13 protein-coding genes are annotated in these 15,014 nt (G+C 55.2%); 10 read left to right on the forward strand and 3 right to left on the reverse strand.

What is annotated here, in order from left to right; all coding sequences use genetic code 11:
* Positions 1-35: 35 nt before the first annotated feature.
* The gene (locus JMJ16_RS01280; protein WP_201377811.1) at positions 36-803 is read left to right on the forward strand and encodes a winged helix-turn-helix domain-containing protein; all 768 of its coding nucleotides are present in this window, start codon (positions 36-38) and stop codon (positions 801-803) included.
* Between the two features lie 247 nt (positions 804-1,050).
* On the opposite strand, the gene JMJ16_RS01285 is transcribed toward JMJ16_RS01280, so the two are convergent.
* Positions 1,051-1,803: a hypothetical protein gene (locus tag JMJ16_RS01285; RefSeq protein ID WP_201377812.1), complete on the reverse strand. Its 753-nt coding sequence runs from the start codon at positions 1,801-1,803 to the stop codon at positions 1,051-1,053.
* A gap of 359 nt (positions 1,804-2,162) precedes the next feature.
* Between JMJ16_RS01285 and JMJ16_RS01290 the strand changes: the two genes are divergently transcribed.
* Both JMJ16_RS01290 and JMJ16_RS01295 read left to right on the forward strand, forming a co-directional pair.
* A complete protein-coding gene (locus JMJ16_RS01290) occupies positions 2,163-3,509 on the forward strand; it encodes a transposase (protein ID WP_201377813.1) in 1,347 nt (448 codons plus the stop codon).
* A gap of 457 nt (positions 3,510-3,966) precedes the next feature.
* Complete coding sequence (locus JMJ16_RS01295; protein ID WP_201377814.1) at positions 3,967-4,341, forward strand: nuclear transport factor 2 family protein; 375 nt, start codon at positions 3,967-3,969, stop codon at positions 4,339-4,341.
* A gap of 119 nt (positions 4,342-4,460) precedes the next feature.
* Here JMJ16_RS01295 and JMJ16_RS01300 read toward each other — a convergent pair.
* Both JMJ16_RS01300 and JMJ16_RS01305 read right to left on the reverse strand, forming a co-directional pair.
* Positions 4,461-5,268 (reverse strand): IS5 family transposase gene (locus tag JMJ16_RS01300; protein ID WP_201377815.1). Its coding sequence is split into 2 segments (ribosomal slippage): positions 4,461-4,784 and positions 4,786-5,268, totalling 807 coding nucleotides; the frame shifts between segments, so codons are not numbered across the junction.
* 4 nt (positions 5,269-5,272) lie between these two features.
* Entirely contained in the window at positions 5,273-5,428 is a 156-nt protein-coding gene (locus tag JMJ16_RS01305) for a hypothetical protein (protein WP_201377816.1), read from the reverse strand.
* A 963-nt stretch (positions 5,429-6,391) separates the two neighbouring features.
* Between JMJ16_RS01305 and JMJ16_RS01310 the strand changes: the two genes are divergently transcribed.
* Genes JMJ16_RS01310 through JMJ16_RS01335 form a run of 7 tightly spaced genes read left to right on the forward strand, consistent with a single transcriptional unit; the run spans position 6,392 to position 15,006 of the window.
* Positions 6,392-7,600, forward strand: coding sequence for a type IV secretion system protein (locus tag JMJ16_RS01310; protein WP_236601106.1), 1,209 nt, complete (start codon positions 6,392-6,394; stop codon positions 7,598-7,600).
* A 25-nt stretch (positions 7,601-7,625) separates the two neighbouring features.
* Positions 7,626-8,324 (forward strand): CHAP domain-containing protein, encoded by a 699-nt coding sequence (locus JMJ16_RS01315; protein WP_201377817.1) that lies wholly within the window; start codon positions 7,626-7,628, stop codon positions 8,322-8,324.
* A 23-nt stretch (positions 8,325-8,347) separates the two neighbouring features.
* Positions 8,348-8,611, forward strand: a complete 264-nt coding sequence (locus JMJ16_RS01320; RefSeq protein WP_236601107.1) for a hypothetical protein — start codon at positions 8,348-8,350, stop codon at positions 8,609-8,611.
* Positions 8,611-8,733: a hypothetical protein gene (locus tag JMJ16_RS55800; protein WP_255553150.1), complete on the forward strand. Its 123-nt coding sequence runs from the start codon at positions 8,611-8,613 to the stop codon at positions 8,731-8,733. The genes JMJ16_RS01320 and JMJ16_RS55800 overlap by 1 nt, the downstream gene beginning before the upstream one ends.
* Positions 8,734-8,771: 38 nt before the next feature.
* Positions 8,772-9,221: a PrgI family protein gene (locus tag JMJ16_RS01325; protein WP_201377818.1), complete on the forward strand. Its 450-nt coding sequence runs from the start codon at positions 8,772-8,774 to the stop codon at positions 9,219-9,221.
* Positions 9,218-11,953, forward strand: a complete 2,736-nt coding sequence (locus JMJ16_RS01330; RefSeq protein WP_201377822.1) for a VirB4 family type IV secretion system protein — start codon at positions 9,218-9,220, stop codon at positions 11,951-11,953. Before JMJ16_RS01325 ends, JMJ16_RS01330 begins: the two co-directional genes overlap by 4 nt.
* The gene (locus JMJ16_RS01335; protein WP_236601108.1) at positions 11,950-15,006 is read left to right on the forward strand and encodes a type IV secretory system conjugative DNA transfer family protein; all 3,057 of its coding nucleotides are present in this window, start codon (positions 11,950-11,952) and stop codon (positions 15,004-15,006) included. The genes JMJ16_RS01330 and JMJ16_RS01335 overlap by 4 nt, the downstream gene beginning before the upstream one ends.
* The last annotated feature ends 8 nt before the right edge of the window (positions 15,007-15,014 follow it).

Below are 15,014 nucleotides of genomic sequence, written 5' to 3' on the forward strand. Positions count from 1 at the left end.
AGCCTTACAACAGGAAGGAGCGCAAAGAAGAGGTCATGAACACCGGATATTCCCTCGATAGCGTGCAACAGCACCCGCCTCACATCCTCGTGCTGGGGACACAGGACGAAGCGCGCATGCTCCAAACACGGCTGCGAGGCGGGCATTTCAAGGTGACCCACCTGGCCCATCTCGGAAGTAGTGCCTCCGTCATGACGGTGCGACTGATGCAACACGATGTCTGGCTTGCCTGCTGCATACATACCCAGCAGGTGCAACAGATTCGCCAGATCACGCCGCGCACGCCTCTGGTTATCTGTTCTGAGCGGGAAGAGGAGGCACAGATTGTCAGGATGCTCGATGCAGGGGCCGACGATTATGTCTTCTTTTCCTGCGGGAAGCAGGAGCTCCACGCTCGCTTACACGGGCATGCCAGGCGCTATCGAGCATCCCTCTCATCCTCTTGTGATATGTCAAGGCAAACTGGCCCATGCTCAGTGCTTGAAAGCGAGGACACAAAGATTCGCTTATTATGCGTGGAGCGATGTGTCGTCGTCCGTGGGCAGTTGCTGCGTTTGACACCCATCGAGTGTACGCTGCTGTTCACTCTCATGCGCGAAGGGGGAAAAGTGCTCTCCCATCAAGCATTGCTCCATACCGTCTGGGGAAGCGGGTATCACGAGGAAGTGGATTATATCCGCGTCTACCTGCATACCCTGCGCCTCAAGTTGGAAGACGATCCGAGGCATCCGATCTATCTCGAAACGATCACGGGGGTAGGGTATCGGTTCCACCAGCCATGCATTCCCATTTTTTCGGATTGATCCAATGTGGAAGAGCCGACAATACTCCAGATTATTTGTTCGCATTTTGCTATGCTGTGAAATATCGTATGCCAGTAATACTAAAGGGCTCTGTTTATTTTCCCCTTTTATAAGCGAAAGCAAGGGGTGATAGCGTCTCTTCACCAATATTCCAGGGGTCTAGGCACTGAATTTCGCCACCTACGAAGCTCGAAGGTGTTACTGAAGCAACTTGGATACACGAGAGAAGAAAGAGTGCAGCATTAATCTATATGGTTGAAACTCCTAGGGTGACCTTTTTTATAATAGCCTTCAAATCAGGAACTTCAGATGAAAGTCGTTGCTCAAAAGCGAGGGAATTCACAGGAGCTGCAAGTATATCTACATCATAAGCAAATGAAAATAGAAGAAGATATTTTACGGTTATCTTAAAAAGCAAGCCACTTTGAATAGACCGCATATATTTAAAATATTGAAGTAACTTCTTCTCATCCTTGTCCATAACTTCTTCTTCTACCTTTTGCTTAAATTCCCAATCAAGATTAAGGAACTTTATACTCAGCCTACTGATGAGAACTGCTGAGTATTTTTTAGCGTCTTTTGAATGTTTGATAAAGTTATTAAATGATCGTAGGTTTTGGTCCAACTCACTAATAATATAAGCATCTTTACCCTGCTGGAAAATACCTCCTATTTGTAGAGTAAACTCTTCACAAGCTTTTTGAAAGACTTCACGAGCACCAGCATATTCATTATCATTTTCTTTATATAAGCTGGCTAGCATCTTAAAATCATAATATTGGCTTTCTAAAATCGAAAGAGCTATATTTATTGGCATATACACATCGTCAATGTAAATACGCGCGCTTGTAACATAGCTTTCATCTAGCTTCTGCTGATAAGTCAATTTAATTTCTTTTATCTTCTGACGAGCATTGAGAGCTGAAGCTAAAAAAGAAAGGATAGCCCCTATAACAACCCCGCTCACTCCAATCAGAGCAATCCACAAATTATCTGTCATAGATATATTCCTTATCATTAAGGCTTAAACGAACAATATAACGTCCAAATAATAACATCTTCAATAATAAAAGTACATTTGAGCTCAAATGAGCGTTGCAAGATCCACCACTCCCGCTCCTGATCGCTCCCCCTGGCACCGTCTTTCCAGAGCTGGCTTTTCAGGAAAGGCTATGTAATAGAACAGACGCGAAACCCACCTTCCACAAGAAGCGCCTGGATGCGCGCAAGACGCTCCTCACTGTGGAACACAATGTTCTCAGCTCGACTTTGTACATTTTTGCTAAGGAAGAAGGCATGAAGCCGCCACTGAAGTAAGATAGAAACTGATCAAAGCCTATCTTGCTGAGGAGAATGTTCATGCCCCTACCAGAAGCCATTCTCGCCGTTGTGGCCCCCTTTCGGCCACTGTTTACCGCTCCCACCTGGAGAAAATTGATGACGTTACTCATGGGCACCTTGCTGGCGCACGGACCCCGAACGGTGTGCAGCGCTTTGCGCTTCAGCGGGGAGCAGAGCAATGGGAACTGGAGCCAGTATCATCAGGTGCTCAATCGTGCTCGCTGGTCGCCGCTGGCTGCCAGTCGCTGTTTGCTGCTGCTGATGGTACAGACTCTGCTTGCGCAGGATGCTCCCATCGAGATCGTCATCGATGAGACCCTGGAACGACGGTGGGGACCGATGATCAACAAGCGAGGCCATTATCGCGATAGCGCTCTTTCCAGTCGCAAGCGAGCGGTGAGCAGCAGCGGACTGCGTTGGATGGTGATGGCAGTGGTCGTAACGCCTGGCTGGACCAAGCAGCCCTGGGCACTGCCCTTTCTGGTGGTTCTGACCACGACGCCTTCCTTCAACGTGCATCTGAGCAAGCGGCACAAAACGATTGCTAGGTGGGCAGAGCAGATGATGAGTCTGGTGCATCGCTGGCTCCCCGACCGGCAGATCAGGCTCTTGGGCGATACCGCCTACAGTTGCCTGGAACTGGGCGTGCGCTGCCGCCGCTATGAGGTGGCCCTGATCGTGCCTGCTCGCTTGGACAGCGTCTTGCGAGAGCCTCCTCCTCCCGTCGAGCAGCGCCGCAAAGGGGGCAAGCCTCAGGTGGTCGGCCCGCGCTTGCCCTCCTTGGAGCAGGTCCTTGTCGACCCGGCTACGCTCTGGCACGACCGTAAGATCGAATGGTATGGACAAGGCAAGCGCCGCGTGCAGTGGTGTACGGGCACTGCCCTGTGGTATCGGTTTGGACGGCCCCCCTTGCCGATCCGCTGGGTCCTCACGCGTGACCCGGAGGGCAAGCGGGAAGCCAAAGCCCTACTGTGCACAGATCAGCAATTGGAGGCGCTCACGATCATCAGGACGTTCATGAAGCGCTGGAGTCTGGAAAGTACCTTTGAACAAGCTCGTGCTCATTTGGGCATCGAAACCCAACGCCAGTGGTCAGATCTGGCGATTGAGCGGAGCACGCCGCTCTTGCTGTGCACGTCTAGCTTCGTTGCCTTAGCAGGGACTCATCTAGCTTCCCGTGAGCCGGTCGCTATCGAGCAAACTGCATGGTATCGCAAAACATCCGCCACATTTCATGACGTGCTGGCGGCGTTGCGACTACGTATCTGGATACAGCAGATCATTGCAACACCCTCCCACGAGCCTGCTGTTGGATTGCTCCCTCGTTCTGTGCTTGATCGGCTGCTCTATGCTGCCTGTTTTTAGTTGGAAATGTACAAAGTCGAGCTCAGAGCCTGTTTTGGAACACACCGAAAGATGAGGTAGGCTCAGGAGACGTGATCCCAAGGATGAGAAATGAACGGAAAGGTTGAAACCATGGTGAGTATTCCCTCTTGCATCCGCGTCTTTATCTGGTATACTCCTTCTGGGAAATGGGCGCTTTGGCAATATCCTCAGTGGTGATGGACACTCTCTTCTGGCTTTGTTGGCGAGAGGCAAGACAGCTTGACTTTTCTCTCAGGATCGGACCTCCCAAGAGCATACTGGTTTTCATATGGCCCAGAACATGAGAAGGTTTCCCTCCCAATATCGGGCTTTCCCAAAGCAGAGATGAGTCAAGATCAAACATGGAGACGAAGCCTATTTCAGAGAGTCAGCCTTCCCACGAGAGGCTGCTTCTTCTCTCAACAGCATCCATTGAGCACAACATGGAGGTTAAAAATTGGATCAAGTTCTTGCAGAACAGCTTATTCGCGCCTATGTAGATGGATGGAAGGAACATAACCCTGCCAAAATCCTGAGTACACTCCATCCAGACTGTGTTCTCATCGAGTCTCAAGGCCAGGCCATTCGGGGCGCTCATAAGATCATCCGCGAGGTGGAAAAGCGCATTGCAGGCGAGTATGGCCCCTGGAAGATCAACCGATGGGACATTACCACGCTCGTTGTTGCCAATGAGCTCAGTTTTCTTGAATGGATCTTCGAGGCGCATAAGAGCTTTGAAGGAGCCTCCCTTGTTCGCTTCAAGGAAGGGAAAATCAGTTCTGTGCGGGAATATCGCACCACTCAACCCCTCTGGGAGGCGAGCGAGGAGTGACTTGCACCGCCAGAAACTGCTTCAACATTTCTCTCTCGTCTGTTTTGTTCTGCCTGTCCTTTCCTCTAGGAAGGGGCAGACAGAGACTGCTCCCAACTCGACCCGCACGTTGAGAGCATTTATGAGAGAAGAGGTTCATCGCTTCGGCCGAGACGAGTGACCAGCAGCCGAATCATTGCTATCTGGATAAGCGTTTCACTCGTTTGCACCTTGCGCTCATAATCCTTGCTTAAGCGCCTGTTACGAGACAGCCAGCTAAATGTGCGCTCCACCACCCATCGGCGAGGCACAATGCTGAAACCACGCACACCAGGATCACATTCCACCACTTCCAGATCCCAATCTGCTTGCTCCTTGCACCAGTCAGCCAACTGTTTCCCACGATAGGCAGCATCCGCCCAGATTTTCTTGAGGCGTGGGACGAACGGAGCTAACCCTGAAAGCCAGGCACCGAGCACCTCGAGTATCATGGACATCGGCAGACGTCACGTAGATGGGGAGTGGTAAGCCGAGCATATCGACGAGCAAGTGACGTTTTCGCCCTTTCACCTGTTTATGAGCATCATAGCCACAAATGCCTGCGGATTCCTCGACAGTTTTCACGCTTTGTGCATCCATGATGGCAGCACTGGGATGCGGGTTCCTTCCCTGTCGTTCGCGCTCAGTCTGGTGAAGCGCTCGCAGCAAAAGCGTCCAGGTACCTTTCAGGCGCAAGCGCCGGAAATGATAGAAGACCGTTTGCCACGGCGGGAAATTAGCCGGTAAGTAGCGCCATGGGCAACCAGTGCGCAGCACGTAGAAGATGGCATCAAAAATGATACGCAGGAAGTGGATTGGAGGCCTGCCACGTTTGGACAAGGGAGGAAGGTGACGTTGCAGAGTCTCCCATTCCGCGTCGGAAAGATTGCTTGGGTAACTGGTTCTCATGCATTCAGGTTATCACATAGAGATCCTTAGCCCATTTCCAAAACACGCTCTCACCATCGATCGTACGCAGTTCGACCATCTTCACCTGGAGGTCACGACAAACACGCAAGGCGCGCGGCATGTCCTGTGAAATCTCATCTGTGATAATGCTCAGTTGCAAAAGGCCTCTCCTCGCACTTCAAAAACGCACACATGAGCATCGAAACAGGGTCAGATGCTTCACAAAGTTCAGCTCAATACAGTCCCCGTACCGTTTTAGCACACATGGTCATTTTACAAAATTTTTGTATTTTTGGGCATCAACTTCTTTTCCAGCGAGAACTATTCGTATTTTTCACCTCTCCCCCATAGTAACAATTGCCAGCCAAACGTATGCAAAAATACAGAAAGGGAGCCACTCATCAAGACATGGCCCCCTTCCCGTCTCCTGGCAGATGCCGTCATGGGGTCTCATTCCAGGCGATGCCCAAAACGTCGACCCTTCTGGAGAAGGTCGATCTCCCGATAAAAAGTCTAGCATTGGCAAGAATACGAGACCCTGCTCAAAACGTCGACTCTTGCGAAAAATACTCGACCGTCTGGAAACGAGTCTACGATCGTTGAAGATCATAGATCTTTAGCACCAGAAAAGGTCGACGTTTCTGCGCAATAAACGCAGACCCGAGAGAGCCATACGCATACACGCGCGCACGCGCGTGATGAATTCACTCATCTCATATATTCTCTTTCACCAAAAAAGAAACATGAAAATAATGATAGTGAAGTGAGTGAATATCACCTCACACAAAAACAAATCAGCCATTTCGCTATGGTTGGCACCGATGAGCAATCAGGTCGATCGTCTCCATCCTTCAGGGCTGCAGCTGAAGATCTCTCTGCACTTCCGGTAGCAGAAGAGACCTCTTCCGCTGCTGGCAAGGAGTTGCTCCCAATGTATCGGCCTCAACGTGCGCCTCAAGCGAATATACAGGCACACCTCGCACCCATGTGGCTCTGACTTCGCCCGAAACTGGGAAGAACTTCGCCCACTATTGGGTGGTTTTCCTCTTCCCATTTCATACCCTCGTTGAGTACACTTACCCCTGACACGTGAATAGATCAACAACGAAGAAGGAGCTACTCGATGTCTCACCTGTTTACTCGCGCCTTACTCTCACTCATGACAAGAAGACCGCATGTCATGCTCACGAGATGGGGAGGGATTGTTCTGCTTGTGATAGCGGGGATGCTGCTCACTGTTCATCCTCCTGCTCCCTCTGGCGCATCTCCCGCCGTTCAGGGGATCTCGCTTTCTGCTCCTCCCGTCACACAGGCAGGTGGAAGCGAATACGCACGCATGCATTTCAGCCCTTCCTCTCAGCAGCAAACCTTTCCCTGTGGCATTGGGGATGTTACCTGCTACAGCAATGAGTTTCTGGCCAATCTGACCGAGCAGATCTGGGATGTCGTGCGCCCCATCATCGAACTCTTTATGCAAAATCCCTTTAATTTCCTGTCTCAGACTCCCGCGCTCGCCACCTATGACAACAGTCAGATTCAACAGATGGTGAGCTGGGAACTGGGCTTTCTGGATACAGCGGTGGTGGTCCTTGTCGGCTTCCTGGCCTACAATGTGCTCATTGGGCGAAGCATCGGCGTTCCCATGCCCTCCTTGCAGGAAGCCCTCCCGCGGCTCTGTGTGGCCTTTCTTGCCGCCCACATCAGCCTGTACATCTGTCGACTCATCATTGATTTCAACAATGCCCTTTGCCTGGGCGTCGACGAATTATTTCTCCACACCTTTCTCAAAGACACCCTTTCCCTGATGATCAACTTCGTGGGGCAAACGCCCGATCAGGTCGCGCTTGGCTTCCTCTTGCGCGTCTGGTTTGTGATTTTTCTCTTCTGGCACATGGTCTGGCTCGCCTGGCAAATGCTGGTCCGACTGGCCGTGGTCGCCTTGCTCACTACCCTCTCCCCACTGGGCCTGCTCTGCCTGGCCCTCCCGCAAACACAACGCTGGGGCCAAATCTGGCTCTCTGCCTTTGTCTCCACCGTCATGATCCAGTTCATTCAGGTCACCGCGCTGAGCCTGGGAGGGCTCCTGGTCAGCTATAGCACCAGTATTCAGATCAGCACAGGCCCGGTCGCAGGACTCGACACCATCATTCAGCAGATTGTGGCGCTCCTTCTGAGTGGGGCCGTGTTCTACCTGGTCCCGCGCCTGCCCTCCATGATCCAAAACTATGCCCTGCGCCCGATCTTACAGGCGCAACAGCAAGCCGACTCCGTCCAATCGCAGGTCACCACCCAGGTCGAGTCGATGGCCATTCGAGCCATCGCGGCCCTCTAAGCGAAGGAAAGGTAGGTGAGAAAGGATGCTCAAGTTCCTCCTTCTTGGCGGCATGGTCCTTGTTGTGTTTGGGATGTTTGGCACAAGCATGACCGTGGCGATGGACGCCCAAGCTCAGGGAGCCCCTCAGACAACGAATCCCGGTCTCCCAACCATAGATACTTCGGGCTCGGGCAAACGCGGCGAAGTGGTGCAATGGGCGCTCAAGATGGCAGCCCACCTCCATTGCACGCCAGTTCGCCTTGCCACCGATTGTCAGGGCAGTGGCGCTGACCACTACTATGACGCGGGCTTCCCGCCTGAGATCATCGCCTGGGCGAACACTCACTGTCCAGGATGTACCTCCTGGAGTCCAGACACCTTCCAGTGCGTGGTCTTCGTCATCGCCGCCTATGCCTACGTCCAGCCACTCCCCGTGCAGGGCCAGAACGCCAATCAGTACTGGGACCACTTTGCCTCTCAGCCTGGGTGGGAGCGTCTGCCCATCCGCGGCGCCACGCCCCAGCCCGGCGATATCATGGCCTGGAATGGAGGGGCCTACGGACACGTGAGTATTGTCCTTGGCGTTGACCCTCACCATACTGCCATTACCTTTGCCCAGGCCAATGGGGAATTTCCGGTTCAAACCCTTCCTCTCAACCCCAATGGATCAGTCAATACCCAGAACGGGTACTGGAATGCCTTCGAGGTGGTGGGCTACCTTCACCCCCTCACACTTTCCTAACAAAGAACGAAAAGGAGAACACGATGATGACCATGATTTACTGGCACCCAATACTCGCAGCCACCGTGCTGCGGGTCCTGGGAAGCCTGCCCGCGCTTCACCTTGTGGGATGGCTGGCTGACCCTCCCATTCCTCATCCACTCTTCCCACTCGCCATAGCAGCCGCTGGGGCGGAGGCGATGCCTCCTCCATCACTCAGTTTTTCAAAAACCTCTACGACAACGGCATCAAACCCGTGGCCTATGCCGTCGCTCTCTTCTTCTTCGCGTGGGGCGCGATCGGCCTGATGTTTCCTCATGAGCGATCCCAGGACCACGCGAAGGCCGCGCTCTACCGCGCTCTGGGAGGGCTGGCCCTCGTGTTGCTCGCAACCGCCATCTCGTCCATCATCAATAACGCTGCCCCTTGAGGGGGAAAAGAGGTATATATGAAGGGAGCTTTTTTGCGATGACATCGACCCACACGACAGAGGCGTCCACCAGACGCCAGACCTACACCGTGCCCACGCACATAAACGAACCGGATAAGCTGCTCTTTGGACTCACCGCACGTCAGTTGCTGCTCCTTATCACGGGCGCGAGCCTGGCCTATGCCACCTGGCTCCAGGTGCTGACCTGGGCCATGGCCTGGGGGGTAGGACTGCTCTGGAGCCGGGGACTCGCCTTCCTGGCCGTACTCCCACTGGTGTTAGTCACGCTGGCTGGCGCCTTTCTCCAGATCGCCGATCGCACTCTCGAGATCTGGGTCCTGGTGTGGCTACGCGCGCATCTTGCCCCTGTAACGTATGTGTGGCGTAGCACCAAATGGGATGAGGCTGAGCAGCGTCGTCTTCACACACGAAACAGCGCGCTCACACGACAGAAGGCACAGAAGCACGAAAGTGAGGGATGGTTATGACCTTACAGGAGGATCAACGCACGCATGAACCGCTCCTCGCCATGCAACAGGAGCGCTCCCAGATGGGAACGGTTCGTTCAGAACGCTCCTCTCCTCGCCCTCAGCGCCCACCTCGTCGCCAGCGTCGAGGGAGGCGGAAACACGGAAGTGTACAACGCGAGTTTGTCTTGTTTGATCAGGTTGTACAGGATGTGCAGGTCAATCGCGCGCCCCTCGCAGAGGGATCGCAGGAGCGCGCATATCTGGCTGTCCTTGAGATACGGGCGACCAACTATACACTCAAATCTCAAGAGGAGCGCTCGACGATGATGCTCGCCTTTCGCGCCCTTCTGCGTTCGCTGCGTTTTCCCATCCAGATGCTCATTCGTTCGAAGCGCATGGATCTCTCCTCCTATGTGGAACAGCTTCATACCCACATGGGCCTCTGGCAAGGAGAAGCCTTTGAGATTGCGATCTCGCATGAACGCGCAATGCGCCTGCTTGGAGCACAACGCACGCTCATTGATCGCCGCTTTTATCTCCTGCTCACCGCTGATCAAGAGGGGGTACAAAGTACCTGGAACAGCTCCCTCTGGCGCATACTCAGTCGTCGAGCAAGGAAGCGTGCTCGTCAGGCGCGCTTGGACGAGGCCCAACAGATCCTTGCTACCCGCGTTCAAGCCATACAGCATCAACTGGCCGCGATGGGACTCCTGAGCCATCGCCTGGCAGGCAAAGAACTGGCCGATCTGACGCATGGTGCACTCCAGGGAGAGCAGGCGCTGCGCTTTCCGCTGCCTGAGAGCGTCTTCGCGCTCTCCGAGAAACCATTCGCGCGTCCAGCCCTTGATGTGCTCTCTCCCTCGTCCCAGGAGGAAGAGACCTCGTTCGACCCGTACACCGTCGAGATGGAGGAGGCTTTGCTCCTGCCCTCAGCCCGTGACCGTTTGCTGACCCCTGCTGATCTCATGGCCCTCAAAGACCTGCTGGCCCCGGAAAGTGTGCGCGTTACCTCGCGCTATCTGCAGGTTGGCGAGGAATATGTGCGAGGGCTCGCGGTCGTTGGCTTCCCGCGCGAGATTGTGGAGGGGTGTCTGGCGCCTCTGCTCGCCTGTGATGAGATCTTTGATCTGTGTTTTCATTTCTCGCCACAAAACAGTGCAGAATTCGTCAAACGACTGCTTTTCCGCAAAGAGCAGTACGCCTCCACCCAGCGCATGAACCTGCATCGAGGCAGGCAGCAGGACCCAACTCTCCAGGTGGCCGAGGCCGATGTCACGGCACTCATTGGGCCGCTCGCAGCTGGAGAAGAGAGCATGCTGGAGATGGGGTTCTACCTGTTGGTCCGCGCGCCCGACCTCGCCACTCTTAACACGCGCACTGACCGCCTGCGCCAGATCCTGCACCAGCATCTCTTCGTGGCCCACCCAACCACCCTGGAACATGCCGAGGCCTTCCGCACATGCCAACCCCTCTGTACGGATACCCTTGGGCGGACCTTTACGACGACCAGCACCGTCGCCGCCTGCACCTTCCCCTTCATGAGTGAGTCGTTCGCCATGCAGGACGGCACCTTTGTGGGCGTGACCACCAGTGGTGAACCCGTCCTGCTCAATCCCTGGGCACTGGAAAGCCCACACGAATTCTGGGGCGGGGTGACTGGCAGTGGCAAGTCCTATTCGGTCAAACTGTGGCTGTTGCATGAACGCTTCCGCCATCCCGACACCCAGGTCCTCATTCTCGATCCTTCCCGCGAATATGAGCGCCTGGTCGACGTGTTTAGAGGAACGGTCCTTCGCCTCTCTCCCGGCTCCGAGCACGCTATTAATCCCTTTGATGTGCTCCCCCGGGGCGTCGACATGGACTGGTATGTCACCACTCAGAGGCGAGGAGACCGGCTCGCGGAAAAGATGACGCAGCTGCACGCTTTCCTGGACCTGCTGCTCGCAGAATACATCCCCCATCCCACCACGCTCTCTGCGCGGGAGAAGGCCTTCCTGGATCGGGCCTTCTACGAGTGCTATAGACGCGTGGGCATTACGGCAGACCCACGCACCCATGATCGGCAGGCGCCTCTGCTACGAGACCTCTACGATGTGCTCAAAAGCGGCGTCGTTGGCCAGGACGACTATGGCCTGGCTGATCGGCTGGAGCGCTATGTCCATGGCAGCCTCTCTGGGCTCTTCAATCGCCAGACCAGTGTCTCCCTTGAGACCTCGCTCATTAGCTTTGATGTGAGCGAGCTGCGTGGCAGTCGAGAACTGCGTCCCATCGGCATGTTTTTGATCGCGGAGTTGATCTGGTCGCAGGCCCTCTTTCATCCACGTCCCAGGCGCTGCTACATCGATGAGGCCTGGTCCCTCATCGCGCACGAGGAAGGGGGACGCTTTCTGGAACGGTTGGCGCGTGAGGCACGCAAGCACTACCTGAGCCTGGTCACCATCACCCAGAACCCGGAACAATTCATCCTTAATCCCTATGGCAACATCATCGCGCAGAATGCGCTCATCAAAGTCCTCAAACGCCTGGATAGCGTTGGTGCTCAGGCTGCTCGTGAGGCCTTCGGCTTGACACAGGAAGAAGAGCAGTTGCTCCTGTCCATACAGCAAAACCGGGCCTTGCTCTCCGTTGGTTCCAAACGCATGCTGGTCGAAATGAATGCCTCACCGGAAGAGCATGCCCTGATCACCACCAATCCACAAGAACTGGCAGTTCAACGCCAGCAGACACAGAAGGAAGGGAAGAGAGCATGAAGAACCTCTGGCCATTGGCACAGCAAAAGCCGCTCTCCTTTGTCGCCCGCATCATCCCTGCTCGTGGGATGACGCTTGTTGAACGTAGCGCCCTGGAAGGCACTATGCAGTCACTGGTGCTGCAAGGAAGCGCACTCGCTCTGGAAATGGCAAGCACACCTGCAGACACCCATCAGGCACGAAGTGTGCACTTTCTCTTGCGCGCCCCGTCCGAAGACACCTTACGGGCCGCCACGCGGCAGATCCAGGTGCGCTATCCCCAGGCTATCGTGCGCCATGTTCCCCCAGAAGAAGACCCATTACACGCACAAGAACATGAGATCATAAGTGCGATGGAGCTACGAGCCGGGGGCGAAGCGTACGAGACGCTGCGATCCTGGTCCTCAGGATCGCCCCATGAGCAAGGGATCGATCCGTTGCTCGGGGTGCTCACCACGCTTGAGCATCTTCCCGCCGGAATACGCGCAGTCACCCAACTGGCACTCACTCCGCTGCCACCAACCTGGGCGCGCAAGTATCAGCGCCTCTCCGTCGAGCACCCGCTTGAGGAAGAGCGAGAGCAACGTCGCGAGGCGCAAGCACATCTGCGTCGTGGCGCACCGGGCTCTGAACAAATCGTGCTCGTGGGCATCGTGGTCGGACTCCTGCTTCTCTGGAATTATGGTCAGGCGCAGCATCTCTTCTCCTCGTGGCTGCAAGAGGACGTGCTCAGTCTCCTGCATGGCTCCCTCCCCCATCTCTCCTCTTCCCAGCAAGCCATTCTTGGGATAGGGCTGGTGGTGGGAATCACGCTTCTTGCAGGAACCATCAGAGGCATACGCTGGCTGGGAGAACATCTGTTTGGGGGGACGAGGTACTACGACATGAAACGCGTGGCCGAGAAGATTGGCAAGAGCGCCTACCGGGCGCGTCTGCGTGTCTACCTCATCGAAGGGGCTGATCAAGGGCAATCGCTTGCACAGGCACCACAAGCGCAACCGGTGAACCACACCATCAGAGCACGGCTCGCGTCCTCCTGGCAGGCGTTGCAGCGCAAGCGAGCACAGCAACGACGCCACCACCAGGTGCATGCCACGCTCTTTGCCGCCTACAGGCACTGCCACACCTCAACGGCCTACTTTACCTCCCACAAGCACTCGACACATCACGCACAACACCTGACCCAGGAAGGAGCCTGGTGGAAACATCTGCAACGTGGCACCCTCTTTCTCACTGGAGAGGAAGTGGCGGCCCTCTGGCATTTGCCGCCTGGAGACCACTTGAGTGAAGGGACCAATGTGGAACAACGGCAAGAGCGCTCCCTGCTCGCCCCTCATGTGCTCACAACCGGGAACGGGTGGCAGATCGGCACATCAACTCACGCTGGCAGAAGGGCGCCGGTGCGCTTTCCTCCTTCGGAAATCCTCAAGCACAAGTTCGTGATTGGGCGGACCGGAAAAGGCAAAAGTACCCTCTTTCACCATCTGGCGCTGGCGCATCTCTCTACCTGCCCAAGACCGCACCCTGGTCTCTGCGTGATCGAGCCGCACGGTGATTTGATCGAGGATCTTCTGGGATTGCTGCCGCCAGAACGAGAAGAAGAGGTCGTTCTTCTTGATCTGCATCAACAAGGGTTTCCTCCTGGGATCAATCCCCTTGATGCCACACAGGTCGCTTCCCTGGAAGAAGCAGACCTTATTGTCAGTCACCTGCTCACCACCTTTAAAGGCATCTGGAGTACGGCCTGGGGACCACGTGTGGAAAATGTCATGCGCTTTTCGTTGAAGACGCTCTTAGAGGCCAACCGGACACTCGTACATACGGACCCCCACCAGGGTCCGGCGCAGCAATACACCCTGCTTGATCTCACCGTCCTCCTCAATAAGCAGAGCTTTCGCGCACGCGTGCTCGATCTGGTCGAAGATGTACACGTGCTTGACTGGTGGCACCAGTATTACGAGCGCCTTGATGCCAGGATGCAGGATGAGATTACGACGCCAGTGCTCACCAAAATCTCGGCCTATGCCAGTGCGCCGATCTCACGGCGTCTGCTTGGGCAACCCACCTCAACCATCAACTTTTCGCAGATCGTAGAAAAGAGCCAGATCCTGCTGGTCAACACGGCAAGTGGGCATGTCGGCCAGGATGTCTCCTCGCTCATTGGGGCCTCGATCCTGGGGCTCTTTTCAGCGGCGCTCTCCCAGCAACTTTCCCTCCCACTGGCAGAGCGCAACGTCTTTTTGCTCCTGGTCGACGAGTTCAAAAACTATCCGGTCAATTACGGCTCCATCCTGAGCGAACTGCGCAAAGCAGGCACCTTCCTGGTCCTGGCCACCCAATCCCTGGCCCAACTCGATGTGGTGGACCGGGCCTTGCGTCCAACAGTGTTTGCCAATAGCGATCATCTCTTTGTCTTTACGCTCGCCGGAGAAGATGCCTACTTGCTGCGGCATGAACTGGGTCATCTCTTGAGTCCCGAAGATGTGACCAACCTCCCCGACTACACCTGCTACGCGCGCTGGTCGCTCAACGGGCAACGACTTCCGTTCTTTTCCCTCATGCTTGATCTGCCACCTTCCGGAAACATGCAGGCAGCAGAACACCTACGCGAGCAATGTACGTTGCGGTACGGTCGCCCAGTCGATGAGGTCGATACACTGCTTGATCAACTCAATGCGCGCCATGGAGCGCGTCCACGCAAGAAAGAGAGTCTCCATGAACCGACAGATTCCCCCTTCCCACACCTGGAATCAGTCCCCCCTGTTCAAGAAGCAGACCATCAAGGGGTGGCACTCTCCTCCTCACCTGCCATCATCCCCCTTTCCACGCCCTCATGGCTGGAGGCAAAAGAGGACCCTCCCTACACACAGGAAGCACAAACGATCATCGCTCAGGACGAACAAACACACGCATCGAGCGAGAAACGGGTCCGTATTCGCCGCCCCAAGGCACCGGTGATGCAGGCCTCAGCAGAGCGTGATGCAGTCCCTCCCCAGGAAGCGTCCGTTTCGCCACAAGCACAACAGGCCGCGTCTCAGTCTGCTCCATCCCAAGCGATTCCAGAAAAACACTAGCGGAAAGG

The sequence above is a fragment of the Ktedonobacter sp. SOSP1-52 genome, assembly GCF_016587395.1.